This is a genomic window from Pseudomonas sp. EA_5y_Pfl2_R50 (genome assembly GCF_963970475.1).
Classification (GTDB): domain Bacteria; phylum Pseudomonadota; class Gammaproteobacteria; order Pseudomonadales; family Pseudomonadaceae; genus Aquipseudomonas.
Genome location: NZ_CAXAPT010000001.1, coordinates 1 through 26,084, shown reverse-complemented (window position 1 = coordinate 26,084; position 26,084 = coordinate 1). Strand labels below are relative to the sequence as shown.

The window sequence follows — 26,084 nt, the reverse complement described above, 5'->3', positions numbered from 1 at the left end:
ATGTCTGAAACACACCAAAGGAAATCGCCCGTATGTTGGACGCCAATCTTAAAGCCCAGTTGAAATCGTACCTGGAACGGGTCACCCAGCCGATCGAGATCGTTGCCTCCCTCGACGACGGTGCGAAATCCCGTGAAATGCTGGAACTGCTGAAAGACGTTGCCAGTCTTTCGAGCCAAATTACCTTGATCGACAGCGGTGACGATGCTCGTAAACCATCGTTTTCGATCAATCGTCCGGGCGAAGATATCAGTCTGCGTTTCGCCGGCATCCCGATGGGCCACGAATTCACCTCGCTGGTGCTGGCCTTGTTGCAAGTCGGCGGCCATCCATCGAAAGCCAGTGCTGAAGTGATCGAGCAGATTCGCTCGCTCAAAGGCGAGTTCAGCTTCGAGACTTACTTCTCGCTGTCCTGCCAGAACTGCCCGGACGTGGTTCAGGCGCTGAACCTGATGGCCGTGCTCAATCCGAACATCCGCCACGTCGCCATCGACGGTGCGTTGTTCCAGGATGAAGTCAATGATCGCAAGATCATGGCCGTGCCAAGCATCTACCTCAACGGCGAAAACTTCGGCCAGGGGCGCATGGGCCTGGAAGAAATTCTTGCCAAACTCGACACCGGTGCCATTGAGCGTCAGGCCGAGAAAATCAGCGCCAAACAAGCCTTTGACGTCTTGGTGGTCGGCGGTGGCCCGGCCGGTGCTTCTGCAGCCATTTATGCTGCACGCAAAGGCATCCGCACCGGGGTCGCTGCAGAGCGCTTCGGCGGTCAGGTGCTGGACACCATGGCCATCGAGAACTTCATTTCCGTGCAGGAAACCGAAGGGCCGAAACTGGCCACGGCGCTGGAAGAACACGTCAAGCAATACGACGTCGACATCATGAACCTGCAGCGCGCCGACAAGCTGATCCCGGGCAAAAACGGCGAGCTGCATGAAGTCCGCTTTGCCAGTGGCGCGACCCTGAAAGCCAAGAGCGTGATTCTGGCGACGGGCGCGCGGTGGCGTGAAATGAACGTGCCGGGTGAACAGGAATACCGCAACAAAGGCGTGGCGTACTGCCCGCACTGCGACGGCCCATTGTTCAAAGGCAAGCGTGTGGCGGTGATCGGCGGCGGTAACTCCGGCGTTGAAGCGGCCATCGACCTCGCGGGCATCGTGTCGCACGTCACCCTGCTGGAATTCGATGTGCAACTGCGTGCCGACGCGGTTCTGCAACGCAAGCTGCATAGCCTGCCGAACGTCACTGTGATCACCAGTGCGCAAACCACTGAAGTCACCGGTAACGGCGAGAAGGTCAACGGTCTGCGCTACAAGGATCGCAATACTGACGAACTGCGCACGGTCGAGCTGGAAGGGATCTTTGTGCAGATCGGTCTGCTGCCGAACACGGACTGGCTCAAAGGCACCATTGAGCTGTCGCCGCGCGGCGAGATTATTGTCGATAACCGTGGTGAGACGTCGATCCCGGGCATCTTTGCTGCCGGTGACGTAACGACTGTGCCGTACAAGCAGATCGTGATTGCGGTGGGCGAGGGCGCCAAGGCCTCGCTGAGTGCATTCGATCACTTGATCCGCACTTCGGCTCCGGCGTAACTGCCAGGCCATAAATGAAAAAACCCGTGAGCGATCACGGGTTTTTTATTGCGTGTGAAAAGCTGCCCCCAGCCCTCTCGCTATGGGAGAGGATCAGGGTGAGGGGCTTTTCAGCTTTACAGCGGCGCAGGCTGAATGATCTCGACCCAGTAACCATCCGGGTCCTTGATGAACGCCAGGCTCTTCATGCGGCCATCGCTCAGGCGCTTCTGGAAGTCGCAGCCCAGTTCTTCAAAGCGTGCGCAGGCGGCAACGATATCCGGCACCGAAATGCAGATGTGGCCAAAGCCGCGCGGATCAGTGTTGCCGTTGTGGTAAGCGAAGTCGGCATCGTTTTCGGTGCCGTGGTTGTGGGTCAGTTCCAGAATGCCCGGGATGGATTTCATCCACTCCGTGCGCGCAGCGGCGTCGGTCGGGATCTGCGACTTATCGACCAGGGCGAGGAAGTAAAGGCTGAACTCGGCTTCCGGGAAATCGCGCTTCTCCACCAGCGAGAAACCCAGTACGCGGGTGTAGAAATCCAGCGACTTGGTGATGTCCTTCACACGCAGCATGGTGTGGTTGAAAACGAAGTTGCGGGTTGCGCTGTCCGGTGTCGCGGTGACACCAGGGAAAGTGTTCAGTTCGTGCAGGCTCATGGGCCCTCCAATAACTATGGGCGAGTGAATGGGCGCAATGATACGCATGCCTGCCGGCATCGCCAAATGAAAGGCAGGCTTGCCCTGTGGGCGTGCGGGGCTCAGACTTTACGGTTCAATCTGCGAGTGCGCTCCGTAATGATCCGACCGTTCAAATCCCTGTTGGTTGTTCTTGCTTTGTCTTTTGTTGCGGGAGCCGTGTTTGCAGACGCTCCGAGCGTTAGGTGGCCGGCCGGTTGGGAGATCGAGGCGCTGCCGGACACCACCCCGCAAGTGTCTCGGCAGCGGGCGGTGAAAAATGATGCCGATGGCAACCAGGTGATGGTGATGGAACTGACCATGACGCGAGTCGAACGTGGTCATCAGGTCAATTTGCCGGGTGTGTTGCTGGAAATGCGCAAGTCCATTCAAAAGGGCTTCTTCCAGCGCGGCTACCAGAGTGTCTGCAATAAAGTGCACCCGGCGACGCTGGGTTCTTTGTCTGCGCTCGAGACCACGTGCACCATCACTGAAAATGGCCGACATGTATTGTCGCAAACCTTGGTCGCTGCGGTTGAGGCCGACAGGGCTTATGTTCTTTCCTATGCCGGGCAGGCCGAGGTTTATAAAGCGAGCGCAGCGGAAATAATCGCAGTGAGAAACAGCTTGAAACTATAGGCGGCAGATCTAACCGCGAACCGGTTAGATGTCCGAATGGATTAAGCACAAAGTTTAACGTTGCTGCTGAATCGCAACATTGCGCATCAAAATGTTTAGCGCTGTGGCCCAGAAACGTTACGGGAAAATCCCAACTATTTCGATGAAATTCATTTCATTTGTTAGATATTGTCAATAAAAAAGCCCTGCATCTAGCAGGGCTTTTTTGTTGTGACGGGATTAACCGCGCAACCAGGAATCAACGGTAGCGGCACCGTACTGTTCCTTCCAGGCTTTCAGGCCACGGTGGTTGCCACCCTTGGTTTCGATCAGCTCACCGGTGTGCGGGTTCTGATAAACCTTGACCACGCGAGCGCGGCGGGTTTTAGGTGCTGTAGCGGTTTGCAGGCCGGATTTGCCCGGGTTCGGATCGAGGATGGCAATGATGTCTTTCAGGCCTTTGCCGTAGGATTTCATCAGCCCCTGGAGCTTTTCTTCGAATTCGATTTCTTTCTTGAGCCCTGCATCGTTCTTCAGCGATTCCAGCTGTTTGAGCTGTTCCTGAAGGGCCTTTTCAGCTGCACGAAATTCAGCGAGTCTGGACAATATCTTTACTCCAATAGTGTGTTTGGCTGATACCAACCGCAAACAAAGCTATAAGCCAAGAGCCTTGAAGCGACTCGGTGATAAATGGCTCACCCATGCCAGTCATGCTCAGGTTGAAAAAATTGTAGTAGTTAATGCACCAAGAGTAAATCCTGATGTTGTCCTGATGTAACGGCGGCGGTCTTTTGTATCAAATTGGTGCGCTTGGTCGGCGCGTTCGGCATAACTACCACTTAGTTAATGGTGACTTAATGCGCTGATGAAGTCTGCGCCAGGCATTGGTCTGCCGAACAGATAGCCCTGCAGAAAGTTGACGTGATGGGCGGTCAGGTAATCTGCTTGGGCTTGAGTTTCGACACCTTCTGCAACAATAGCCAGATCGAGCTTGGCCGAGAGTTCGATAATCGAGTCGAGAATATGCCGTGACAACGCATCGACGCCGATCATGGCGACAAAACTCTGATCGATCTTGAGAAAATCCACATTGAATGTGCGCAGGTAACCCAGACTGGAATGCCCGGTGCCGAAGTCGTCGATGGCGATCATCACCCCCAGCGTGTGCAATTGTTCGAACAATTGCCGGGTGATCTCTGTCGGCTCGATCAGTTCGCGCTCCGTCAACTCCAGTACGAGAATGATGGAGCCCGGCGTGAACGCGGCGAGAAACTCGCGGCAGTCCTCGACCAGATCCAGATCCCGGCAATGGCTGGCCGTGATGTTGATACCGATGTGCATCGGCGTGGCGTAGGTCGATGACAGTGGTCCCAGCAGGGCGGCGGTTTGCTGCATCAACGAGCGGGTCATGGGCACGATCAGCCCGGAGTGCTCGGCGAATGGAATGAACAGATCCGGGCGCACCAGACCCTCCTTGGGGTGATTCCAGCGCATCAGCACTTCGGCCCCCGTCCATTTCTTGCTGGTGCCCAGCACCACGGGCTGAAAGTACGGTATGAATTCGCCGGCTTCCAGCGCACGGAGCATCTCATGACTCGGCGACGTCGAGCGTTTCTGTACGACATGGCCGATGGCACCGGCCACCACCCCAAAAAACATCAGCAGGCTGAACAGCGGCGGGTATTCGTTAGCCATGTAGCGCCAGGTTTGCCCTTGGGGAAAGCCTGCCGAAACATGAAACCCGTGGTGCGGCGAGGCCAACACACTTTGCGCCACCGGGAACTGGGGCGGGGCGCCGCTGTGGACTTGGCCTTGCATCGAAAGCCAGTTGTCACCGACTTGCAGCAACAGCAGGGTGTCCCGGCCGATCAGGCGCAGGACATTGCTCAGGTGGTAGCCGTCGAGCGTTGTCAGCGCGCCACCAGGACCGTCATTCAGGCGATACACCAGCAGCGCGGTATTGGGCGTCACCGGGTTGCCGTTCATCAGCCACAGTTTGCCTTCGTGGTAATCCCCCGCGTTGACCGCTTCCTTGAAATCACCGAACAGAGAGCTGCAATAAAGGTTGTTGTCCCACACCAGATTGGTCGAGCGCACGAAGGGTCGTCGGGTCACCTGCTCTCGCAGGGCGAGTTTGACGTTTTCGCAGGGTTGGCCCGCCAGCGGCAGCAGGTCTCGCGCGGCTTGAGCGGTGTTGTCGAGCATCAATTCGAATTGCCGCAGCGCCTCTTCGGCGGTCTGTCGGGCACTTTGCTGCAAGGTGCGTTCGGCCTGCATGTAAAGGATGACGCTACCCAGCACCACGGGCAGCAGGCCGCTGAGCAGGGTCACGAAGATGCGCAGGCAGCGCTTGCGGCGGGGTCTGACGGTCAACGGCATGGGCGATCCTGTCGCGATGAGGTGGCGCTCGGTAACCCACGCCGGGCAGCGGCGCGCCACTGAAAAAACGTTTTAGCTGAAGGCATGATAGATGGCCGCTGCCGCTTGCGCCGCACGCCGTTGCTGCATCCTGGTTGCGCGCTCGATAAAAACCGGGGTGGCGGGGGAAGCCTGACGAGCTTTGACCGGTGCGACAAACCCCTTGCACCGGGCGCAAAAAAGCGGATTTTAGAGAGAGGGCAGACAACCCTATTTACGCTGTGTAGAATCGGGTTACGCATACAATAATAATCGTCTTCTGGCAGCAGAAGCCTCGCCCGCAAGAGCCTTGGGTCGACAATGAAGATATTCGGGTTTCAATTGATCTACGGTGATTTCCTCGCCCGCAGTGTGCGGGGTATCTCCTGTGCGCCACCCACCGACCTCCCATGACTGACAAATAACCCTGGTTAATTGATAAGAAATGATGAGGCGCCACCATGGCAGATTTATACGAAAACCCAATGGGCCTGATGGGCTTTGAATTCATCGAGCTCGCGTCGCCGACGCCGGGCACCCTGGAGCCGATCTTCGAGATCATGGGCTTCACCAAAGTCGCGACCCACCGTTCCAAGAACGTGCACCTGTACCGTCAGGGCGCGATCAACCTGATCCTCAACAACGAACCCAACAGCGTTGCTTCGTACTTCGCCGCCGAACACGGCCCGTCTGTTTGCGGCATGGCGTTTCGCGTCAAAGACTCGCAAAAAGCCTATAACCGTGCACTGGAACTCGGCGCCCAGCCGATTCACATCGAAACCGGCCCGATGGAGCTGAATCTGCCGGCGATCAAAGGCATTGGCGGCGCGCCGCTGTACCTGATCGACCGTTTCGGCGAGGGGAGTTCGATCTACGACATCGACTTCGTGTTTATCGAAGGCGTTGATCGCAACCCGGTCGGTGCCGGCCTGAAGATCATCGACCACCTGACCCACAACGTGTACCGCGGTCGCATGGCTTATTGGGCCAACTTCTACGAGAAGCTGTTCAACTTCCGCGAAATCCGTTACTTCGACATCAAAGGTGAATACACCGGCCTGACCTCGAAAGCGATGACCGCGCCGGACGGCATGATCCGCATCCCGTTGAACGAAGAGTCGTCCAAAGGCGCGGGCCAGATCGAAGAGTTTCTGATGCAGTTCAACGGTGAAGGCATCCAGCACGTGGCGTTCCTCACCGACGACCTGATCAAGACCTGGGATCAGTTGAAGAAGATCGGCATGCGCTTCATGACTGCGCCGCCAGATACTTACTACGAAATGCTCGAAGGCCGCCTGCCAAACCACGGTGAGCCGGTTGATCAGTTGCAATCGCGCGGCATCCTGCTGGACGGCGCTTCGGAGCAGGGCGACAAGCGTCTGCTGCTGCAAATCTTCTCGGAAACCCTGATGGGCCCGGTGTTCTTCGAGTTCATCCAGCGCAAAGGAGACGATGGCTTCGGCGAAGGCAACTTCAAGGCGCTGTTCGAGTCAATCGAGCGTGATCAGGTACGTCGTGGTGTGCTTGCCACCGAGTAATCTGTTGTTGAAATGAAAAATCCCGGCCTGCTGAAATGCAGAGCCGGGATTTTTTTGCTTCACACAAAGCCGGCTCCCACATTTTTGAACTGTGCAGGGCTTACCGACGGCGTTGGCGCATCAGGTGTTTAAAGCCCTCGAAGATCAGCACCACAACGGCCATCCAGATCGGAATGTAGGTCAGCCATTCGCCAGACTTGATGCTCTCACCCAGCAGCAGTGCCACTCCCAGCAACAACACTGGTTCAACGTAACTCAACAATCCAAACAGGCTGAACGGCAGCAAACGGCTGGCAATGATGTACACCACCAACGCCGAGGCACTGATCAAACCGAGCAGCGGGATCAGCCACATCAGCCCCGGGTACTGATCGAATACGCCAAAACCCTGTTCGCCGCCGTGCACAAACCAGTAAGCGACGGGCAGCATCAGCGTCATGTCGACCCACAGCCCCCCCAGGTGGTCAGTCTTCAGGTATTTGCGCAGCACGAAGTACAGTGGGTAGCCGACCACCACCACCAGCGTCGCCCAGGAAAACCCGCCCACCTGGTACAACTCATTGAGCACGCCAAGACTGGCAAAGAACACGGCGATCTTTTGCAGGTATGACAGGCTTTCGCCGTAGGCGATGCGACCGGTCAGTACCATCGCCAGCGGCAGCAGGAAATAACCCAGCGACACATCGAGGCTGTAGCCGTTGAGCGGCGCCCACATGAACAGCCACAGTTGCACACCGAGCAGCGTTGAAGAGACGAACAGGCCCGCGATCAATTTTGGCGTCGCGGCCATCAGCCGAACCAGTTCCAGCACTCGCCGCCATTCGCCAGAGACCAGCATGAACACGGTCATGCACGGCACCGTCAGCAGCATCCGCCAGCCGAAAATTTCCACGCCGCTCAACGGGGTGAGCAGCGAGGTGTAGTAATACATGACGGCAAACAGCACCGACGCTGAAACCGATAGAGCGATACCTTTAGACAAACTGTCCTCGCGGATGGGTGGTCAAACGGGGCGCGAAGGATACGTGGTTTTTGTGCTGAATATTGGCCGGATGGTCATTATTTTCAACACTGTGTTGAATGCTGGATCGCTATCGCCGGCAAGCCAGCCCTCACAGGTTTTGTGTTCGACGTCGAACCTGGCGGGAGCTGGCTTGCCGGTGAGGCTCTTACGCCTGACGCGGTGTCCGACCCGACACAAAATGGCTCACATCGTTGAACCCCGGTGTCGACGCATGCCCCGGCGTCACCAGCGAATCGATAAACGCTTCATCCTCAGCAGTGATTTTCACTGCTTGCGCCTTGGTGTACGCATCCCACTGCGCTTCAGTGCGTGGCCCGACAATCGCCGACGTCACCGCACTGTTGTTCAACACCCAGGCAATCGCAAACTCGACCATGCCGACCCCGCGCTGCTCGGTGTACTGCTGAATCTGCTGAGCGATGCGCAGCGATTCCACGCGCCATTCGGTTTCCAGAATGCGTCTGTCCTGACGCCCGGCGCGGGTGTTGGCGTCCGGCGTCACGTCCGGCGCGTATTTGCCGCTGAGTACGCCACGGGCCAGCGGGCTGTAAGGCACCACGCCGAGGCCATAGGTTTGCGCGGCAGTGATCTGCTCGGTTTCGGCCTGACGGTTGACGATGTTGTACAGCGGCTGACTGATCACCGGGCGATCAACGCCGAGCTGGTCAGCGACACGAATCACCTCGGCAATTCGCCAGCCACGGTAGTTCGACAGGCCCCAGTAACGCACCTTGCCCTGGCGAATCAGGTCGCCAATGGCCGACACGCTGACTTCCAGCGGCGTGTTGTGGTCTTCGCGATGCAGGTAATAGATGTCGAGGTAGTCGGTGCCCAAACGGCTCAGGCTCGCCTCGATACCGTTGAACATGTGTTTGCGGCTCAGACCGCTGCGGTTCGGCACGCCGTCCGCCGGACCGAAGCCGACCTTGGTCGCCAGCACCCATTCATGGCGATGGCGGGCAATCGCTTCGCCGACAATCTCTTCGGAGCGACCGTTGGTGTAGACGTCGGCAGTGTCGATAAAATTGATGCCCTGGTCCCAGGCTTTGTCGATGATGCGCAGTGAGTCTTCTGCACTGGTCTGTTCGCCGAACATCATCGTGCCGAGGGTCAGGGTGGACACCTGCAATCCCGAATTCCCCAGTGTGCGATAGCTCATGCCGAAATCCTTTCTTTGGTGGGAAAGCTTTAATCAAATACCAGAAGCGCCAAAGGTCGCAAAGTGAATTGTTGTAGAGATAAAAAACGGCCCGATGGGGCCGTTTGTTGTGCAGCAAAAAGCTTAGGCTCGCAAGGTGCGCGTCATGCGCAACGCCAGCAAGCTGCCACCGACGATCACCGCCGCCAGCAGATACAACGCCGCATCGGTGGAACCGGTGCTGTCCTTGACCCAACCGACCAGGTAAGGGCTGAGGAAACCCGCCATCTGTCCCATCGAGTTGATCAGCGCCAGCCCACCGGCCGCCGCACCCGCACTCAACATGGCGGTGGGCACCGGCCAAAACATCGGCAGGCCAGTCAGCGCGCCCATCGTGGCGATGGTCAGGCCAAGAATCGCAATCGCCGGGTTGGCCGCGAAATTCACCGCGATCACCAGACCGATAGCGCCCATCAGCATCGGCACCACCAGGTGCCAGCGGCGTTCCTTGCGCAGGTCCGCCGAACGACCGACCACCAGCATGAACACCGCCGCCAGCAGATACGGAATTGCGCTCAGCCAGCCGATTACCAGATTGTCACTGAAGCCGAGGTTCTTGATGATCGACGGCAGCCAAAAGTTGATCGCATACACGCCGCTCTGGATGCAGAAGTAGATCAAACCAAACGCCCAGATCGCCGGGTTCCTGAACACCGCCAGCAGCGAATCGGACGTGGTTTTCGGCTTGTTCGCCAGGTCTTCCGCCTGATCCGCTTCGAGCACGGCGCGCTCGTAAGCCGTCAGCCACTTGGCGTTGGCGAAGTTATCGCTCAGCAGGAAATAGGCGAGGGCGCCGAGGATGACCGTCGGAATACCCTGCAGCAGGAACATCCACTGCCAACCGGCCAGGCCGCCCTGGCCTGCGGCGAAGTGATTCAGGATCCAGCCGGAGAACGGGCTGCCCAGCAGGCCCGATACCGGGATCGCGGACATGAACAGCGCCATGACCCGGCCACGGCGGAAGGTCGGGAACCATTGCGAGAGATACAGCACGACACCGGGGAAGAACCCGGCTTCCGCCGCGCCAGTGAACAGGCGCAGGGTGTAGAACCCGGTCGGTGTGGTGACGAACAACAGGCAGGTAGAAAGTGTGCCCCAGGTGATCATCATCAGCGCAATCCAGCGCCGTGGACCGAACCTGGTCAGCGCCAGGTTACTCGGCACGCCACAGAGTACGTAGCCGATGAAGAAGATACCGGCACCGAGGCCGTATACGGTTTCGCTGAATTTCAGCGCGTCGAGCATCTGCAGTTTGGCAAATCCAACGTTGACCCGGTCGAGGTAGTTGAACAGGTAGCAGATGAAGATGAAGGGGATTAAACGCAGGGTGACGCGTTTATAAACGGCATTTTTATCGTCGTCGATGGTCTGGGTAGCTGCGGCGCTGTGCGACATAGCGGCTCTCTCTTTATTATGATTTTTTGCGATGCAAAGGGTAACGTTGATCGCCCCGAGAGTCTCGGCCAAGCCTGGCAGGATTGTCTTTGTGCCTGAGCACAGGGTTTGCCGCCAGACCCTGTGCGGGTGAACAACGGTCCGCGCCTGTAATGAAGGATTTGCCTGTTATGTTCGAACTCGATCACGACCTCGCCCAGGACATCGTTGACCGGGCCATGGCCATTTTGCCCTACAACGTCAACGTCATGGACAGCCAGGGGTTGATCCTCGGCAGCGGCGAACCGGAACGCATCAATACCCGTCATGAGGGCGCGCAACTGGTATTGGCCAACGGTCGGGTGGTGGAAATCGATGCGCAAACGGCGGTGCACCTCAAAGGCGTGCAACCGGGGATCAACCTGCCGCTGATGCTCGATCAGCGCTTGATCGGCGTGCTCGGCATCACCGGCGAGCCCGAGCAACTGCGCACTTACGCCGAGCTGGTGCGCATGACCGCCGAGATGCTCGTCGGCCAGCGCAATCAACAGGCCGAGCAGCAGTGGCGGCGCCAGCGTTGCGATGATCTGCTGGCCTTGCTCTTGAGTGACGCGGGGGATTCGCCACGACTGGTCGACGAGGCGCAGCAACTGGGGCTCAAGCCACAACTGACTCGGGTGCCGTATCTGTTTGAGCTGGGCCTTGAGCATGGGCCGGGGCAAACCGTCGAAGCGTTGAGTGCCTGGCTGATGTCGCGCTATCCGGACAGTTGGTGCGTAAGTTCGGCGAAGTCATCGCTGCTGTGGTGCCGGCCGGCGAGCCAGCACATCGAGCATGACCGTTTGCTGGAAAAGCTCGATGGCCTCGGCTGGAAGATCCTGCGCATTGCCGTGGGCGGGCAGGCTGACGGGCTGGGCGGGCTGCGTCGTTGTTATCGCCGCGTCGGCGATCTGCTCGCCTATGGCCGGGAAGTGTTGCCGCGCTCGCGGCTGCTGACGCTGAATCGCTATCGATTGCCGGTGATGTTGTGGCGGCATCGCAACGACGACGCGCTGGATGAACTGCTCAAACCCCTGCGCAAAGTGATCGCCAAGGACGGCAACGGCCAGTTGCTGGCGACGCTGCGCAGTTGGTGCGAACACGACGGGCAGAGTCAGGCCTGTGCCGATGCATTGGGCATTCATCGCAACAGCCTGCGCTATCGGATGGAGCGGATTGCCGAGTTGAGTGGGGTCGATCCGTTGCGGCTGGACGGGATGCTGGCGCTGTATCTGGGGGTGCAGTTGCTGCCACAGACTGATCCGTCGGCATGAGGTGTTTTTGCAGCTGCCATTTCCTGTGCCTTTGTGGAAATGAACAATAAACGCCACCGCCACTTGTGCAGCGGACAGGCGTCAACGGGCAGGCTGGCTGGCAGCATGAGGGCCATTGGAACTGGAGAATTCGCATGAAAATCGTCATCGCCCCCGATTCGTTCAAGGACAGCCTGAGTGCCCAAGGCGTTGCCGAAGCCATTGCCCTTGGCCTGGCGCAGGTCTGGCCGCAGGCAACGATGGTCAAATGCCCGATGGCCGATGGCGGCGAAGGCACGGTCGAGTCGATTCTCGCCGCGTGCGAAGGTGAACTGCGCCGCACCCGCGTGCAGGGCCCATTGGGAGCGCCGGTCGACGCCGCGTGGGGCTGGTTGCCGCACAACCACACCGCGATCATCGAAATGGCCGAGGCCAGTGGCCTGCAACGCGTGCCAACGAGCCAGCGCGATGCGTGCATCACCAGCACCTTCGGTACCGGCGAATTGATTCGCGCGGCGCTGGATGCCGGCGCGCAGCGGGTGATTCTGGCAATTGGCGGCAGCGCCACCAACGACGCCGGCGCCGGGGCGATGCAGGCCCTTGGCGTGAAATTGCTCAATGCTCAAGGTCAGGCGCTGGGGCCTGGCGGTTTGGCTTTGGCGCAACTGGCGCGGCTGGATCTGAGCGACCTCGATCCGCGTCTGGCGCAGGTGCGTTTCGACATTGCAGCGGATGTGAACAATCCCCTCTGCGGCCCCCACGGCGCCTCGGCCATTTTCGGCCCGCAGAAAGGCGCGTCACCGGCGCAGGTACAACAACTCGATCAAGCCCTTGGCCATTTCGCCGATCTGTGCGCGCAGGCGTTGGCTAAAGACATCCGTAACGAGCCAGGCTGCGGCGCGGCGGGTGGTCTGGGCTTTGCGGCGAAAGCGTTTCTCGGCGCACGGTTCCAGGCCGGGGTCGAGGTCGTCGCGGAACTGGTGGGGCTGGCCGACGCGGTCAGGGGCGCGGATCTGGTGATCACCGGCGAAGGCCGTTTCGACGCCCAGACCTTGCGTGGCAAAACCCCGTTCGGTGTGGCGCGGATAGCCAAGCAACAGAACGTGCCCGTGATCGTCATTGCAGGCACCTTGGGCGAGGGTTATCAGGAGCTCTACAACCACGGCATCGATGCGGCTTTCGCCGTGACCAGCGGCCCGATGACTCTGGAACAGGCCTGCGCGCAAGCGCCGCGATTGCTCCGCGAGCGCGCCACCGACATCGCCCGCGTCTGGCAATTGGCTAGATGATGGATGACGTGCAGGCTGCGATCTTTTGATCTTGACCTTCAAAAAAACAGACCAGAAAGATCGCAGCCTCGCTGCACACGTCTGTTCCTGCAGGCGGGAAGGGAAGGTGTTTCATTCATGTAACACCCTGAAAAATAGTTGTTGTAGACCCGCAATCTTCCTAAAGCCTGGCCGATACAGCTAACAGGCGCGCACACCACACCCCCAAAACAGTGACGCCGGACCGAAGCCCGACCTACGGGCCAGTGATCACGGCATGGACGCTCGTAGTTTCTATCTTCCGAGAGTCCAACCATGTCCTTGCGTAACCTGAATATCGCGCCCCGTGCCTTCCTCGGTTTTGCCTTCATCGCCTTGCTGGTGATCGTCCTCGGCGTATTCGCCGTCAATCGCATGTCGACCATTCGCCAGGCCTCCATCGACATGGAGTCGACGCAACTCCCCAGCGTGACGCAACTCGCCGTGGTCACGGAAAACGTCCTGCGCCTGCGCATCCTTTCGTTCCGCGTGCTGGTCAACCGCGAGGCGGCCGGTTTGCAGGAGGCGCAAGCCCGCATCGCCGTGCTGGTCGACAAGGTTCGCAGCGCCCAGGCCAGTTACGCCGCATTGCCGGCGGGCCCGGAAGAACGTGCGCTGTATCAGACGTTCGCCAACACCCTGGACAATTACCTGCAAGCACAGAACCAGATGATGGAGCTGTCACGTCAGGACAAAATCGACGAGATGCGCAGCCTGATCAATACGCGGATCAAGGACGGCACCGACCAGATGGGCGAGCAACTCAACAAGCTCATCGCGATCAACGCCGCCGGGGCAAAAGCCGCTTCGGCACAGGCGGGTGAAAAATACGACAGTGCAATCTTCGGCATCGTCCTTGTTGCCATTATTGCCGCACTGGCCACCGTGCTGCTCGCCTGGTTGCTGACCCGCAGCATCGTCACCCCGTTGAACCGTGCGGTGGCCGCTGCGCGCACCATCGCCGATGGCAACCTGAGCAAAACCATTGAAATCGACGGCAACGACGAGCCGGCCCGCCTGCTTGAAGCCTTGGCCGCAATGCAGACCAACCTGCGCAAAACCATCGAACAGATCGCCGGCTCCGCCACGCAACTGGGCGCCGCTGCCGAAGAACTCAGCGCCGTGACTGAAGAAGCCTCACGCGGTCTGCAACAACAGAACAACGAAATCGAGCAAGCCGCCACCGCCGTCAACGAAATGACCGCAGCGGTAGAAGAGGTGGCCCGCAACGCTGTGTCGACCTCCGAAGCGTCCAACCAATCGACCCACGCCGCCCGCGAAGGCCGTGATCAGGTGGTGAAAACCGTCGACGCGATCCAGACCATGACTCACGACGTGCAAAACACCGCGCAAATGATCGAAGGTCTCGCCGCCCAGGGTCGTGACATCGGCAAAGTGCTCGACGTGATCCGTGCCATCGCCGAACAGACCAACCTGCTGGCACTCAACGCTGCCATCGAAGCGGCGCGTGCCGGTGAGGCGGGTCGGGGTTTCGCCGTGGTTGCCGACGAAGTCCGCGCACTCGCGCATCGCACCGCGCAATCGACTCAGGAAATCGAAAAAATGGTCGCCGGCATTCAGAACGGCACTGGCGAAGCGGTTTCTTCGATGCAGCAGAGCAACCAGCGCACCCAGACCACACTGGAAATGGCCCGCGCTGCGGGTGTTGCCCTGGAGCAGATTACGCAATCGATTCATCAGATCAACGAACGCAACCTGGTGATCGCCAGTGCCTCGGAGGAACAGGCGCAAGTGTCGCGCGAAGTCGACCGCAACCTGGTCAACATCCGCGATCTGGCCACGCAATCGGCCGCCGGGGCCAACCAGACCAGCGCCGCGACCCATGAACTGTCGCGCCTGGCGGTGGATTTGAATGCCATGGTGGCGCGTTTCGTGATTTGAGATAGGGTGAAGGCTGGACACCGCGCAATCAGGAGACGTACATGCGCTATTCAGCCTTGACCCACCGAATCGCCGGCGAAGGAGCAGCCGCCTGGCAGATTCACGACCGAGCGCTGGAGTTGCGCGCCGAGGGTGTCGATATTCTGCTGTTGAGTGTCGGCGACCCGGATTTCGATACGCCGCTGCCCATCGTTCACGCAGCGATCAACAGTCTGCTGGCGGGCGATACCCACTATTCCGAAGTGCGTGGACGCGTGGCGCTGCGCCAGTTGATTGCCGAGCGCCATCGGCGGCGCAGTGGTCAGGTGGTCGACGCCGACCATGTGATCGTCATGCCCGGCGCGCAATGCGCTGTGTATTCGGTGGCGCAATGTCTGCTGGACCCGGGCGATGAAGTGATTGTCGCCGAGCCGATGTACGTTACCTACGAAGGCGTTTTCGGCGCGTGCGGCGCCACGGTGGTGCCCGTGCCGGTGAGGCCGGAAAACGGTTTCCGGGTCGATCCGGCCGACGTCGCCGCACGCATCACCCCGAAGACCCGCGCCATGTTGTTCAACAGCCCGAACAACCCTTGCGGCGCGAGTCTGTCGTTACTGATCTGGCAGGAACTGGCGGCGCTTTGCGTGCGCCACGACCTGTGGCTGATCAGCGACGAGGTCTACAGCGATCTGCTTTACGAAGGCCGGCACGTCAGTCCGGCGAGCTTGCCGGGCATGGCCGAACGCACCGCGACGATCAACAGCCTGTCGAAATCCCACGCCATGACTGGCTGGCGCATCGGCTGGATGATCGGGCCCAAACCCTTGGCCGCGCATCTGGTCAACCTGTCTTTGAGCATGTTGTTCGGCTTGCCGGATTTTGTGCAGAAGGCCGCGGAAATAGCGCTGAAGTCGGACCTGCCGGAAGTGACGCAGATGCGCGAGGAGTATCGCCTGCGTCGGGACCTGGTCTGCGAGCGTTTGCAGGGGTGCCCGGGGCTGTACCCGATTCGTCCGGATGGCGGCATGTTCGTGATGGTTGACGTGCGCCAGACCGGGCTCGGTGCCCAGGCGTTTGCCGAGCGGTTGCTCGAGGGTTATGGCGTTTCGGTACTGGCAGGCGAGGCATTCGGGCCGAGTGCGGCGGGGCATATCCGCATTGGTTTGGTGCTGGATCGGGTGAAGCTCGCGGATGCCTGTGGGCGGATTGCGTTGTGTGCGGCGCAGCTTCTGCAGGCGCGCAGTGCTTGATGGTTGTGCGTTGCCGTGACTGGCCCAATCGCTGGCTCGCCAACGATTGGGCCACAACAGGCACTGAAGATCTCAGCCCTGCCAGGCCGATGGATTCACCAGATTCGCCGGCTTCTCGCCATTCAACGCCGCCAATAGATTCTCCACCGCACACCGTGCCATCGCCTCACGCGTTTCATGGGTCGCCGAGCCTATGTGCGGTGTCGCCACCACATTGTTCAACTGCAACAACGGCGAGTCATGATTCAACGGCTCACGCTCGAACACATCCAGCCCCGCCGCGCGAATCCGCTGATGACGTAGCGCTTCAATCAGTGCCGCCTCATCCACCACCTTGCCCCGCGAGATGTTGATGAAGATGGTGTCCGGGCGCATCAATGCAAACTGCCCGGCGCCGATCAAGCCTTCGGTCTGCGCGGTCAGCGGCAAGGTCAGACAGATAAAATCAGCCTCTTGCAGCAGCGCCTCCAGGCTGCGGTATTGCGCATCGAATCGCGCCTCAACTGCCGGTTTGCGCGACTGGCTGTGATAGATCACCGGCATGCCGAACCCGAAATGCCCACGCTGCGCCAGCGCTTCGCCGATGCGGCCCATGCCGATGATGCCGAGCGTTTTGCCATGCACATCGGTGCCGAAATGCTCGGGCCCGATGTTGCGATGCCATTGACCGTTGCGCACCCTGTTCGCCAACTCGACCACGCGCCGGGCGGTGGCGAGGATCAGCGCGAAACCGGTGTCGGCGGTGGTTTCGGTGAGCACGTCCGGGGTGTTGCTCAGGAGGATCTTGCGCCGGGTCAGGTAGTCGATGTCGTAGTTATCGACGCCCACCGAGACGCTGGCGATGGCTTCGAGTTGCGGCGCGAGATCGAGTAACGCGGCATCGAGTTTCAGGCTGGCGCCGAGCAAGCCGTGGGCGTGGGGCAGGGCATCGCGCAGTTGCATGAGGCCGTCGGCGTCGAGGCTGTCGATCAGCGTCACCTCACATTGGTCTTGCAAACGCGCCATCAGCGCGGGCGAAAGTTTCTTGTACAACACGACCTGTTTTTTCATGGCAAATGTCTCTCAGGAGTGAGCCGGCACGGTGCGCGTGGCAGCGGCTTTGGCGACGACGCGATCACTGGCGCCGGGCTTGAGGCAAATGGTCAGCACCACCGACAGCAGCAACGCGCCGCTCATCAGCAGGTACGAAGCGCCCGGCGAGCCGGTGGAACTGTTCAGATAACCGACCAGGTACGAGCCGCCGAATGACCCGAGCGCGCCCATGCTGTTGATCAGCGCCATGGCGCCACCGGCGACGTTGGCCGGCAGAATCTCGGGGACGATGGCGAAAAACGGCCCGTAAGGGGCGTACATGCACGCGCCGGCGATGACCAGCAAGGTGTACGACCACCAAAAGTGTTCTGCGCCCAAGGCATACGAACCGTAGAACGCAATCGAGGCGATCAGCAGCGGCGGCCAGACAAAGCGTTTGCGTTTCTGCAGTTTGTCCGAACCCCACGACACCGCGAGCATGCCGATCACCGCTGCCAGATAGGGCAGCGCCGACAGCCAGCCGGCCTCGATCATGTCCATTTGCGCGCCGGCCTTGAGGATCGACGGCAGCCACAGCACAAAGCCATAAACGCCGATGCTCCAGCAGAAAAACTGCAGCGCCAGAATGATCACCTTCGGCGAACGAAACGCCTCGGCGTAGTTCTTCACCGCTTTGATGCCGACCTGTTCAGCGGCCAATGCGCTTTCCAGGTCGTGCTTTTCCTGGTCGTTGAGCCACTTGGCCTGAGCCGGACGATCATCGGCCAGACGCCACCAGATAAACGCCCAGAACACCGCCGGCAGGCCTTCGATGATGAACATCCAGCGCCAACTGAAGTGTTGCACCAGATACCCGGAAACCACCGACATCCACAGCATCGTCACCGGGTTGCCAAGGATCAGAAAGGTGTTGGCCCGCGAGCGTTCGGCGCGGGTGAACCAATGGCACAGGTAGACCAGCATCGCCGGCATGACGGCCGCTTCGACGACGCCGAGCATGAAGCGGATCACGATCAGCCAATAAGCGTTGGAAACCACGCCGGTCAGCGTGGCGAGCCCGCCCCAGAGAATCAGGCTGACGAAGATCAGCTTTTTCACGCTGTGCTTTTGCGCGTAAATCGCGCCCGGCACCTGAAAGAAGAAATAACCGAGAAAGAACAGCGCGCCGAGCAGCGACGACAGGCCCGGGGTGATCATCAGGTCTTCGGCCATGCCCGATGCGGCGGCGAAGCCATAGTTGGCGCGATCCAGATACGCCAGGCTGTAGGTGATGAACACGATGGGCATGATGTACCACCAGCGGCGGGTGGCGAGGGTTGCGGTTTTCATGGGCCTTGCTCCTGAGCTTGTTGTTTTTGTCGCAGCAGGTTCAAATTTTGTGGTGATCAGGCGGGCCGCTTCGCGAGCAGGCTCGCTCCCACAGCGGAATGCATTTCAAATGTGGGAGCGAGCCTGCTCGCGAAGGCGGACTCGAATTCGGCGATGAGCTCGGATCGGTTCGGCAACCCCTCCATATCTCCGCGACTCTGTACCGCCCGACTGCCAATCCAGTTCGCCCGCTGCACCGCCTCGGCAAAACCCTGATGTTCCAGCAGGGCACTGATCATCCCCACTGCAAAGCCGTCACCGGCACCGACCGTGTCGACGACATGGGTTACCGGCACACCGGCGACAAATCCCGATGCCAGTTGCGTTCGGTAATAGGCACCTTGCGGCCCGAGTTTGATCGCCACGGCCTCAGCGCCCTGATCGAGATAAAACGCGGCAATGTCCGCCGGGTCTTCGAAGCCGGTCAGTAACCGGCCCTCGCTCAATCCCGGCAGCACCCAGTGCGCGAGGGCGGCGAGGCGATTGATCTCGCGGATCATCTCGCGCTCGCTGGCCCACAGGCTCGGGCGCAGGTTAGGGTCGAACGACACGCTGCGCCCGGCATTGCGCATGCGCGTCATCAATTCGAATGACATTGCCCGCGCCGACGCCGACAGCGCTGGCGCAATGCCGGTAGCGTGCAGATGGCGGGCGCCGAGCAGAGTGTCGCTGATCGATTGCGGCGAGAGATGACTCGCTGCCGAACCGCGACGGAAATACTCGACTTGCGGGTCGCTGCCATCGTCACTGCGGGACTTGAACTGGAAACCGGTGGGATGCGCGTTGTCCACTTCGACGTGGCGGCAATCCAGTCCCTCGCTGGCCAGCGTCTGCACCACAAATCGCCCCAGCGAATCAGCGCCGACCCGGCTCAGCCACGCTACGTTGAAACCCAGGCGAGACAAGCCAATGGCGACGTTGCTGTCGGCCCCGGCAATACGCTTGTGAAACTGCTCGACCGCTGCCAGATCACCGGTCTGCTCGGCGACCAGCATCGCCATGGTTTCGCCGAACGACAGAATATCGATCTCAGACATGAGCAGGCTCCAGACGGGATTGGCCGAGGCGGGCGAGGGCCGCGACATGCTCGGTGGTCAACTGCACCAGATCGTCACCCTGCAATGGATACTCGGCGGCGCGCATGACGCCTTGGGCCATGTGCCGCAGGAGTTGCTCCCACAAATGCAGGTCGCTGATGGCCGGCGGCACCGCCACCAGTTTGCCGTCGTCGCGCCGGGCCACTGCTTTGCAATGTACATAGCCGACATGGCGCCCGAGCAGGCGCGCGGCGCTGGCGGCGGATTGGTCTTGCCACTGCCAATTGCCGATGTCGAAGGTCATTTTGATCGGCAAGCCGTGTTGCTCGACGGCGGCAAAAAAACGCTGAAACGGTTCGATGCGTCCGCCGTGCAAGGTCTGATCGTTCTCCACCAGCAACTGCACCGGGCTGTGTTTCAAACGCTCGGCCAGGGCTTGCAGATCATTGGTGTCGGTGAAATAGCCAAGAGAGACTTTCAGCCATTTCGAGCCGAAGACCTCTGCCCGTTGCAGGGCGGTGATCAATTCGGGATTAGGGTTCGACTGACCGGCGAGCCACAATTCTGTCGGTGAGGAATAGATGCTTTGCAGGCCTTGCGCCTCGGTCGCCTGGGCCAGTTGCATCGGGTCTTCGCGAGTCAGCAACTCTTCGCGCCATTCGATGCGATTGGCTCCGGCACTGGCCAATACCTCGATAAAGGAGCCTTGTCCGCGTTGACGTACAAGCTCAGCGCCGTAGCTGGAAAGGCTGATGGAAACGTCGGGTTTATTCATTGTTATTGACCTCTGAAACCGGTTTCATTTTTGTTCAAAAAAAATCAGGTGGTGGTGTGTTGTCCTTTTGGGCGCCTTCGCGAGCAGGCTCGCTCCCACGTTTGCAACGCGGTCACCTGTGGGGGCGAGCCTGTTCGCGAAGGCGTCATATCAGACACCACCTGCGTCACGGGTTGACCCACGCTCCACCAGCACCGGCGCAAAATCCATCACCCGCGCCGCCTCGTCATCCCCACGCAAACGCTTGAGCAAACATTCAAACGCCCGCGCGCCAATTTCCTGCGTCGGCTGAGCCAGCGCGGTAATCCCGCTGCCCACCAACGGATACCAGTCCAGATCATCCAGGGCGATCAGCCCGACATCCTCGAACAACCGGCAACCCATCTGGCGCAACGCCGTCGTCGCGGCCAGCGCCGCCACGCCATTGGCGCAAAACAGCGCTTTCGGGCCGTGACCAGGTGTGTTCAGAAAGGTTTGAAGTTGCGCGTTGAGGTCATCGCCGGTTTCCAGCACCGCCCCGGTCAATCGCGAGCGCTGCTCAATCTGCGCCTGAAAACTGCTGACCCGCTCAATCCGCGAACTGGTGCCGTCATACGGCTCCGTCACCAACACCAGATCCCGATAGCCCCGTTGCTCCAGATGTGCGAGCGCCATCTCCACCGCTTGGGGGTTGTTCAAGCCGACCATGTCGGTGTGGAGTCCGTCGACCTTGCGATCCACCAGCACCATAGGCATCTCGCCGCGTAATTCGTGCAGTTCGTCACGGTGATGGCCCAGGGTGTTCACGATCAGCCCTTCGATGTTGTACGAGCGCAACAGCGCCAGGTGCTGACGTTCCTGCTCGTCATCGCGGTCGGTGTTGCACACCACCAGGCTGTAGCCGTGCGCACGGCAAGCGGTTTCCACCCCGTGCATCACGGCAATCGAATAAGGGTTGCGGATATCGGCCACCAGCATGCCGATCAGGCGGGTACGCCCGCGTTTCAGACCACGGGCCATCTGGTTCGGGCGGTAACCGAGTTCGGCAATCGCCTGTTCGATGCGCAAGGCGATGGCATCGGAGAGCAGGGCACGATCATCGCCGATAAAACGCGAGACGCTGGCCTTGGACACGCCGGCGCGTTCGGCGACGTCGAGCATGGTGACGCGGCTGCGCTGGGCGGAGGAGAAATCGTTCACGGTTGTGTCTTCTTATTGTCTGAAACCGGTTTCAGGAGACACCAAACACTTTGATTGCGTCAAGTGAAGATGATGGAGGTGGCGGGAGAAATGTCAGTCATGTCCGACGGACGGTAGCAATGCCTGTCAGATCTGACAGTTGGAAACATCTGAGTTTAAGCGCCTAATTTTTCCCGAAGCAATATCAAAAAAAATGACTCTCTCGAATTTTTTTTCGCATAAGTCGGTGATGAAGAATGACTTCGATTCCACCCAGTCAGGCCGCCAGAACGCCCATAGGTGTATTGGCACAGCCGCTTTCTGTTGAAGGGATCGACGATAGCGATCTGGACGGTCACGTACCTCGCAATATTTTGACAAGTGGAACTCGCATTATTATTCCGTATTGGTTACTTCCAGAACCCAATGACAATTTGTGGGTGATTTTTCGTCAGAACGGTGTAGAAAAAATACTTTATAACGTTGTTTACCCCACGATCCAGACTGTTCCTTTTCTTTATTTTGCTTTGACGCCCGAACACTTGGCGGCCGACGGCATCGCATTTCTTTATTACAAGGTTTGGAAAGGTTCCGGCGGAAATGATGATCCTTCGCCGGACCGAAAACTTACCATCGATCACACACCGCTTATAAAACTACGGGCACCCTCCTTTCCTAATGCGACGCTTTGGGGGTATCTGAACAACCACACTGATCCTCCTTTGATCAACGGCGCAACCGTTAGACTTGCGGGTTTTAACAATATCGCCTTTCCCGGTGATGTGGCCAAAGTTATATGGCGAGGTTATTCGACCTTGAATGGCAGTGGGGCGGAAGTGGTCGGTGCTTATGGCGATTGGCAAAGAACCCTCTCTGAGACGGATATAGCCAAGGGTTTCGATCTCAATGTGCCGTACCTGAAACACATATTTCCGCTGTTCGACAACTGTTCCGCAACTGCTGTCTGCCAATTGATGCACGGTGGTCGGCTTATTGCCGAATCAGAAATATCACTTGTGAGGATCGATCAGGTAACGCCTGGTCAAAGTAGCCCGTCCGGGTTCAATGAAGGAGAAATGCAAATGACTGCTCAACAGAAAGTAACGTTTAAAGCAAGAGCCAATCCACCAACGCTTGGTGCAAGTATAAATAGTACTTTTGCGACGTCGATTTCGGTGGATACGGTCGCAGATGATTTCGTTCCAAAGAGCCAACTGGATACGGGAAAGATCATTGTAAAACTCGATGCACTTTCTCAACCGTTGCCGGATGACGACTGTGATATCTATGCGGCCGTCGCCGGGCAGTCACTCTTGCAAATAGGTTACAGGCAATTGGGGCCGATTGCCGATCGTACCGACCCTATATTGATAGAAATAGACAAGGCGCTTCTACCAGATTTACCTCAACCCGCGACGCCTACTGCATATGACTTGCAAATACTGGTTTACCGGGACGGGGCCGGTAACGATGACCCCTCTAACGTCGTAACAATCGTGATTGACGAAAACCCACCTTACGGGCTCAAGTTCCCTAGCAAAAGGCTGACAACGCCAACGCCAAACGCCACGTTCTCCAATGCGCCGGCCGATGCGCAACGACTCGTTAACGAAACCTGGATGCAGGCCAACGCGTTCCTGCAACTGGTTTTTGGCACTGCGTATATGAATCGTCGAGCTGATGACGAGCTGGAACTCCATTTCGTTTCGGGTGTGGCGCCGGACATTGTAGATACCGAGGTATTTAGAGGAGTTGTCCCGGCCTCAGGTGCTGTTCAGATTGACAATACAGCACTGCGCCTACACAAAAACGGGCGGGTGATGGCTCACTTTTTTTGGACAGACCATGTGGGGAACAGAAGCGCCAGTTCGACCCCAACAGCGTTGTTGACACTTGGGCTCGCGCTGGATCCGGTTTTGCATAAAGCCCCGTTGGTGCCGGCAACTGATCCCGATGCCACCACGACGATCTACCTGGAAAACTTCCTCAAGGCTGACGGTACTGAAGACTCTATTTCCGCGATCGTTGAACGGGCGTTCATCGATAATCTGGAAACCGGCGACACGGTCCAGGTGTACATTGAAGATGTTTCGGACCCTACAAACTTCAAAATGCTGGGCCCGCTGCCCATCACGAGCGCGGATGTACCGTTCCCCTTGCCCTATACAGGATTTTTCGCCGATCTCTTCGGAGCCTATCAAGAGCCTTCGGAATTCAAGATCTGGTCCGAAGTTGTTCGTGGCACTGAAACGTTCTCTTCACCGGAGTTGTTCTTCTGGATCGATCTCTATCCACCTGGGGGGCTGTATCCGGAGTTGCCTGAACTGGTAAACCCGGCGTTTGCCCTGCCAGTTGTTACGGGGGCTTCCAATACACCCAACCACTTGCAGCCGGGGGATCGTGACCAACCGGGGAAAATTGAAGTGACGTTGGCACTTGCGGACCCACCGCTGAGTTCTTCCGAAACGGCCAAGTTCTACCTGGCTGGCAAGTACGTTGGTGAAGTTTCACCGTTCAGCGACATGACTACTTTTTCCGTTACCATCCCGGCGACTACCGTGGCCGCCTTGCCAACGCCAATGACCGACTGCTACTGGACGCGCCAGAAAACAGGCATAGATAAAAACATCGTCAGTTCTCCCCCTCAAAGTGTAACGGTCAGCAACAGGAAAATCGATTTGCTGCAGCCCACCATCCGCATCCGTAATCCGCTGAAAGACCAGTGTGACTGCTTTGCGATGAATAATGCGGCCACCAACTGGGTGTTGGCACTCGGCATTCCGAAGGATGCTGTAAATCTGCCGGCTGGCACTGCCATTACTGTACACATGGAAGCACACAGTAACGCGACGGCAACAGCCTTGATTCCCGGTACGGCGGACAGCCAGCCATATACGATTCAGGCTGCTGGTACTGCTGATGTCGCAGGCGTTGGTAATGCTGCGATCTTCAAGCTTGCACAACCAAGACAGAATGCAGCTGCCTGGATCAAGTTGTGGTACACCGCAGACATCGGAGGGGTTCAAACATCGATTGAACTTATCAAAAAACTCGACACAATCACTTCGAGCGCAGAGTACTGCGACCGAACTCCTGTGCCGGCAACGTGATGCTTGCATCTTGAGGAAAGTTATCGCGGGAGAGTCTCCTCTCTCCCGCGATATTGATATTTCTGAAGAGTGAGATTCAGGTTTCCCTTTCTGTTCTCAGATAATTCCCACCTAATTGAGGATTAGTCCTACATCTTGCGGGGAGATTGCTGATTAGTCTGTCGGACGTTTTATTGCGGCGCTTTTCTGACTTTCTGTCAGAAAATCGCTTTTAAATTTGTTCGCTGTTTGGAGTTTTCATGACCATATCTTTTCGTTTGAGGCATTTGTTTACTAACAGCTGTCTGTTTGCCTCTATTATTTTTAGTGCCTCCAATACGCAGGCCCGAATCTTGAACCCCGGAGAGAGCGAAACGGTCACCAATCCTCCGGCACCCGAAGCCTGGACAGTTTCCCAGGGCGGGACCCTGACGATCAACAACGCAAACGCCCTTTCAATTAATTCACAAGCCGCCAACGTTGTTTTTAATGGCGGTCAAAGTCAGCGGATCGATGCGCGCGATGCCTCCCGGCTGACGTTGTCAGGTGCTACGGTTAACAGCTCGACTGGCAGGGGGGCGATAGCCCTGAGTGACAGCTCTGCTACGATTGATAACAGCACCCTCACCAGCACCAATAGTTTCGGGCTTCTGCTGGGACGCAACATCAATACTCCAACATCGTCCTCTGCAACCGTCACGGGCAATAGCGTCATCACCGGTGCTCCTGGTGGTGCGAACGCAGTGGGTTTCGCTGTACTGAATCTCATCGACTCGACAGTCATCGGCACAGGTGCTACCAGTTACGGCGTGCAATTGGGTGGTGCAACGCTGTCGGCGACAGGAGGCACGATTACGGGTGGACAGGACGGTTTGCAAATCGTGACAGATAACACGGGTGTCAATGCCAGCACCGTGACGTTGAACAATACCCGCGTGACTGGCGGAACCGGTTCGGCCATCGTGCTGGGCTCCTCCGGAAGTGCCGGGACTGTCGCCACCATTGATGTCAGCGGCAATTCCGAACTGGTCGGCGGTAATGGCTCGTTGTTGAAGGCAACCAACCGCTCCACGGCCAATTTTTCCGTTGATGCCAGCCAACTGACCGGCAACGTCGTCGCCGATACCGGGAGTACCATCGCGCTGACGATGCAAAATGCCGCATCTATCCAAGGCAATCTCGAAAACGTCACTCAGGTCAAACTGGACTCGCGCAGTACATTGAACGGCAATGTGCTTGCCGTTGCGGGCACCGCTGCGGTGGTAAATCTGGACAATGGTTCAGCCCTTAACGGCAACGCCGAGAATGTTTCCAGCCTGGCCTTGAACAATGGCAGCCGCGTGACCGGTGATATCAGCGCGGATACTAACGGTCGCGTATCGCTGGACAATCGTTCTGAGCTTTTTGGCAATATCGGAAACGTTTCCAGCCTGGTTTTGAACAATGGCAGCCGCTTGAAGATAGGAAGAGGACACGTATGAACTCCAGTCAAAGC

At 58.5% G+C, this 26,084-nt stretch carries 20 protein-coding genes; 9 read left to right on the top strand and 11 right to left on the bottom strand.

All coding sequences use genetic code 11. The features are described 5' to 3' along the window. Positions 1 to 32: 32 nt before the first annotated feature. The gene (gene ahpF / locus AACY19_RS00100; RefSeq protein ID WP_339446749.1) at positions 33 to 1,595 is read left to right on the top strand and encodes an alkyl hydroperoxide reductase subunit F; all 1,563 of its coding nucleotides are present in this window, start codon (positions 33 to 35) and stop codon (positions 1,593 to 1,595) included. A 116-nt stretch (positions 1,596 to 1,711) separates the two neighbouring features. On the opposite strand, the gene gloA is transcribed toward ahpF, so the two are convergent. After that, entirely contained in the window at positions 1,712 to 2,233 is a 522-nt protein-coding gene (gene gloA, locus AACY19_RS00095) for a lactoylglutathione lyase (RefSeq protein ID WP_339446747.1), read from the bottom strand. Between the two features lie 138 nt (positions 2,234 to 2,371). Here gloA and AACY19_RS00090 point away from each other — a divergent pair, with 138 nt between their 5' ends. Beyond that, positions 2,372 to 2,890, top strand: a complete 519-nt coding sequence (locus tag AACY19_RS00090; protein WP_339446745.1) for a DUF4946 domain-containing protein — start codon at positions 2,372 to 2,374, stop codon at positions 2,888 to 2,890. 219 nt (positions 2,891 to 3,109) lie between these two features. On the opposite strand, the gene AACY19_RS00085 is transcribed toward AACY19_RS00090, so the two are convergent. After that, the gene (locus tag AACY19_RS00085; RefSeq protein ID WP_339446743.1) at positions 3,110 to 3,475 is read right to left on the bottom strand and encodes a histone-like nucleoid-structuring protein, MvaT/MvaU family; all 366 of its coding nucleotides are present in this window, start codon (positions 3,473 to 3,475) and stop codon (positions 3,110 to 3,112) included. 237 nt (positions 3,476 to 3,712) lie between these two features. Further along, entirely contained in the window at positions 3,713 to 5,248 is a 1,536-nt protein-coding gene (locus AACY19_RS00080) for an EAL domain-containing protein (protein WP_339446741.1), read from the bottom strand. Positions 5,249 to 5,727: 479 nt separating this feature from the next. On the opposite strand from AACY19_RS00080, the gene hppD reads away from it, so the two are divergent. Further along, the gene (hppD, locus tag AACY19_RS00075; protein ID WP_339446739.1) at positions 5,728 to 6,804 is read left to right on the top strand and encodes a 4-hydroxyphenylpyruvate dioxygenase; all 1,077 of its coding nucleotides are present in this window, start codon (positions 5,728 to 5,730) and stop codon (positions 6,802 to 6,804) included. Between the two features lie 100 nt (positions 6,805 to 6,904). Here hppD and rarD read toward each other — a convergent pair whose 3' ends face one another. From rarD to AACY19_RS00060, 3 genes are all read right to left on the bottom strand, one after another. After that, positions 6,905 to 7,786: an EamA family transporter RarD gene (gene rarD, locus AACY19_RS00070; protein WP_339446737.1), complete on the bottom strand. Its 882-nt coding sequence runs from the start codon at positions 7,784 to 7,786 to the stop codon at positions 6,905 to 6,907. A 187-nt stretch (positions 7,787 to 7,973) separates the two neighbouring features. Further along, positions 7,974 to 8,987, bottom strand: a complete 1,014-nt coding sequence (locus AACY19_RS00065) for an aldo/keto reductase (RefSeq protein WP_339446735.1) — start codon at positions 8,985 to 8,987, stop codon at positions 7,974 to 7,976. A 123-nt stretch (positions 8,988 to 9,110) separates the two neighbouring features. Then, complete coding sequence (locus AACY19_RS00060) at positions 9,111 to 10,421, bottom strand: MFS transporter (protein ID WP_339446733.1); 1,311 nt, start codon at positions 10,419 to 10,421, stop codon at positions 9,111 to 9,113. Positions 10,422 to 10,591: 170 nt separating this feature from the next. Here AACY19_RS00060 and AACY19_RS00055 point away from each other — a divergent pair, with 170 nt between their 5' ends. The 4 genes from AACY19_RS00055 to AACY19_RS00040 all read left to right on the top strand — a co-directional run bounded on the left by AACY19_RS00055 (position 10,592) and on the right by AACY19_RS00040 (position 16,130). Continuing rightward, positions 10,592 to 11,713, top strand: coding sequence for a sugar diacid recognition domain-containing protein (locus tag AACY19_RS00055; protein ID WP_339446731.1), 1,122 nt, complete (start codon positions 10,592 to 10,594; stop codon positions 11,711 to 11,713). Between the two features lie 134 nt (positions 11,714 to 11,847). Then, on the top strand, positions 11,848 to 12,981 hold the full coding sequence (locus AACY19_RS00050; RefSeq protein WP_339446729.1) for a glycerate kinase: 1,134 nt from the start codon (positions 11,848 to 11,850) through the stop codon (positions 12,979 to 12,981). 294 nt (positions 12,982 to 13,275) lie between these two features. After that, positions 13,276 to 14,901, top strand: a complete 1,626-nt coding sequence (locus AACY19_RS00045) for a methyl-accepting chemotaxis protein (protein ID WP_339446727.1) — start codon at positions 13,276 to 13,278, stop codon at positions 14,899 to 14,901. Positions 14,902 to 14,942: 41 nt separating this feature from the next. Beyond that, positions 14,943 to 16,130 carry a pyridoxal phosphate-dependent aminotransferase gene (locus AACY19_RS00040; RefSeq protein ID WP_339446725.1) on the top strand — a complete coding sequence of 396 codons (1,188 nt, stop codon included), beginning with the start codon at positions 14,943 to 14,945 and terminating at the stop codon, positions 16,128 to 16,130. 72 nt (positions 16,131 to 16,202) lie between these two features. On the opposite strand, the gene AACY19_RS00035 is transcribed toward AACY19_RS00040, so the two are convergent. The 5 genes from AACY19_RS00035 to AACY19_RS00015 form a co-directional block, all read right to left on the bottom strand. Continuing rightward, entirely contained in the window at positions 16,203 to 17,180 is a 978-nt protein-coding gene (locus AACY19_RS00035) for an NAD(P)-dependent oxidoreductase (RefSeq protein ID WP_339446723.1), read from the bottom strand. A 12-nt stretch (positions 17,181 to 17,192) separates the two neighbouring features. Then, positions 17,193 to 18,491: an MFS transporter gene (locus AACY19_RS00030; protein ID WP_339446721.1), complete on the bottom strand. Its 1,299-nt coding sequence runs from the start codon at positions 18,489 to 18,491 to the stop codon at positions 17,193 to 17,195. 56 nt (positions 18,492 to 18,547) lie between these two features. After that, positions 18,548 to 19,567, bottom strand: coding sequence for a sugar kinase (locus tag AACY19_RS00025; RefSeq protein WP_339446719.1), 1,020 nt, complete (start codon positions 19,565 to 19,567; stop codon positions 18,548 to 18,550). Next, positions 19,560 to 20,342 (bottom strand): sugar phosphate isomerase/epimerase family protein, encoded by a 783-nt coding sequence (locus AACY19_RS00020; RefSeq protein WP_339446717.1) that lies wholly within the window; start codon positions 20,340 to 20,342, stop codon positions 19,560 to 19,562. The genes AACY19_RS00025 and AACY19_RS00020 overlap by 8 nt, the downstream gene beginning before the upstream one ends. Positions 20,343 to 20,492: 150 nt before the next feature. After that, positions 20,493 to 21,521 (bottom strand): LacI family DNA-binding transcriptional regulator, encoded by a 1,029-nt coding sequence (locus AACY19_RS00015; RefSeq protein ID WP_339446715.1) that lies wholly within the window; start codon positions 21,519 to 21,521, stop codon positions 20,493 to 20,495. 236 nt (positions 21,522 to 21,757) lie between these two features. Between AACY19_RS00015 and AACY19_RS00010 the strand changes: the two genes are divergently transcribed. Together AACY19_RS00010 and AACY19_RS00005 are read left to right on the top strand one after the other, a co-directional pair. Continuing rightward, positions 21,758 to 24,610 carry a hypothetical protein gene (locus tag AACY19_RS00010; protein ID WP_339446713.1) on the top strand — a complete coding sequence of 951 codons (2,853 nt, stop codon included), beginning with the start codon at positions 21,758 to 21,760 and terminating at the stop codon, positions 24,608 to 24,610. A gap of 239 nt (positions 24,611 to 24,849) precedes the next feature. After that, positions 24,850 to 26,070 carry a hypothetical protein gene (locus AACY19_RS00005; RefSeq protein WP_339446711.1) on the top strand — a complete coding sequence of 407 codons (1,221 nt, stop codon included), beginning with the start codon at positions 24,850 to 24,852 and terminating at the stop codon, positions 26,068 to 26,070. Positions 26,071 to 26,084: the final 14 nt, after the last annotated feature.

Excerpts from the sequence above, each read along its gene's own strand:
- AACY19_RS00080 (WP_339446741.1), bottom strand. The coding sequence starts at position 5,248 with ATGCCGTTGACCGTCAGACCCCGCCGCAAGCGCTGCCTGCGCATCTTC.
- AACY19_RS00020 (WP_339446717.1), bottom strand. The coding sequence starts at position 20,342 with ATGAATAAACCCGACGTTTCCATCAGCCTTTCCAGCTACGGCGCTGAG.
- AACY19_RS00060 (WP_339446733.1), bottom strand. The coding sequence starts at position 10,421 with ATGTCGCACAGCGCCGCAGCTACCCAGACCATCGACGACGATAAAAAT.
- AACY19_RS00030 (WP_339446721.1), bottom strand. The coding sequence starts at position 18,491 with ATGAAAACCGCAACCCTCGCCACCCGCCGCTGGTGGTACATCATGCCC.
- AACY19_RS00025 (WP_339446719.1), bottom strand. The coding sequence starts at position 19,567 with ATGTCTGAGATCGATATTCTGTCGTTCGGCGAAACCATGGCGATGCTG.
- ahpF (WP_339446749.1), top strand. The coding sequence starts at position 33 with ATGTTGGACGCCAATCTTAAAGCCCAGTTGAAATCGTACCTGGAACGG.
- AACY19_RS00035 (WP_339446723.1), bottom strand. The coding sequence starts at position 17,180 with ATGAAAAAACAGGTCGTGTTGTACAAGAAACTTTCGCCCGCGCTGATG.
- AACY19_RS00050 (WP_339446729.1), top strand. The coding sequence starts at position 11,848 with ATGAAAATCGTCATCGCCCCCGATTCGTTCAAGGACAGCCTGAGTGCC.
- AACY19_RS00005 (WP_339446711.1), top strand. The coding sequence starts at position 24,850 with ATGACCATATCTTTTCGTTTGAGGCATTTGTTTACTAACAGCTGTCTG.
- hppD (WP_339446739.1), top strand. The coding sequence starts at position 5,728 with ATGGCAGATTTATACGAAAACCCAATGGGCCTGATGGGCTTTGAATTC.
- AACY19_RS00040 (WP_339446725.1), top strand. The coding sequence starts at position 14,943 with ATGCGCTATTCAGCCTTGACCCACCGAATCGCCGGCGAAGGAGCAGCC.
- AACY19_RS00055 (WP_339446731.1), top strand. The coding sequence starts at position 10,592 with ATGTTCGAACTCGATCACGACCTCGCCCAGGACATCGTTGACCGGGCC.
- AACY19_RS00045 (WP_339446727.1), top strand. The coding sequence starts at position 13,276 with ATGTCCTTGCGTAACCTGAATATCGCGCCCCGTGCCTTCCTCGGTTTT.
- AACY19_RS00090 (WP_339446745.1), top strand. The coding sequence starts at position 2,372 with ATGATCCGACCGTTCAAATCCCTGTTGGTTGTTCTTGCTTTGTCTTTT.
- AACY19_RS00010 (WP_339446713.1), top strand. The coding sequence starts at position 21,758 with ATGACTTCGATTCCACCCAGTCAGGCCGCCAGAACGCCCATAGGTGTA.
- AACY19_RS00065 (WP_339446735.1), bottom strand. The coding sequence starts at position 8,987 with ATGAGCTATCGCACACTGGGGAATTCGGGATTGCAGGTGTCCACCCTG.
- gloA (WP_339446747.1), bottom strand. The coding sequence starts at position 2,233 with ATGAGCCTGCACGAACTGAACACTTTCCCTGGTGTCACCGCGACACCG.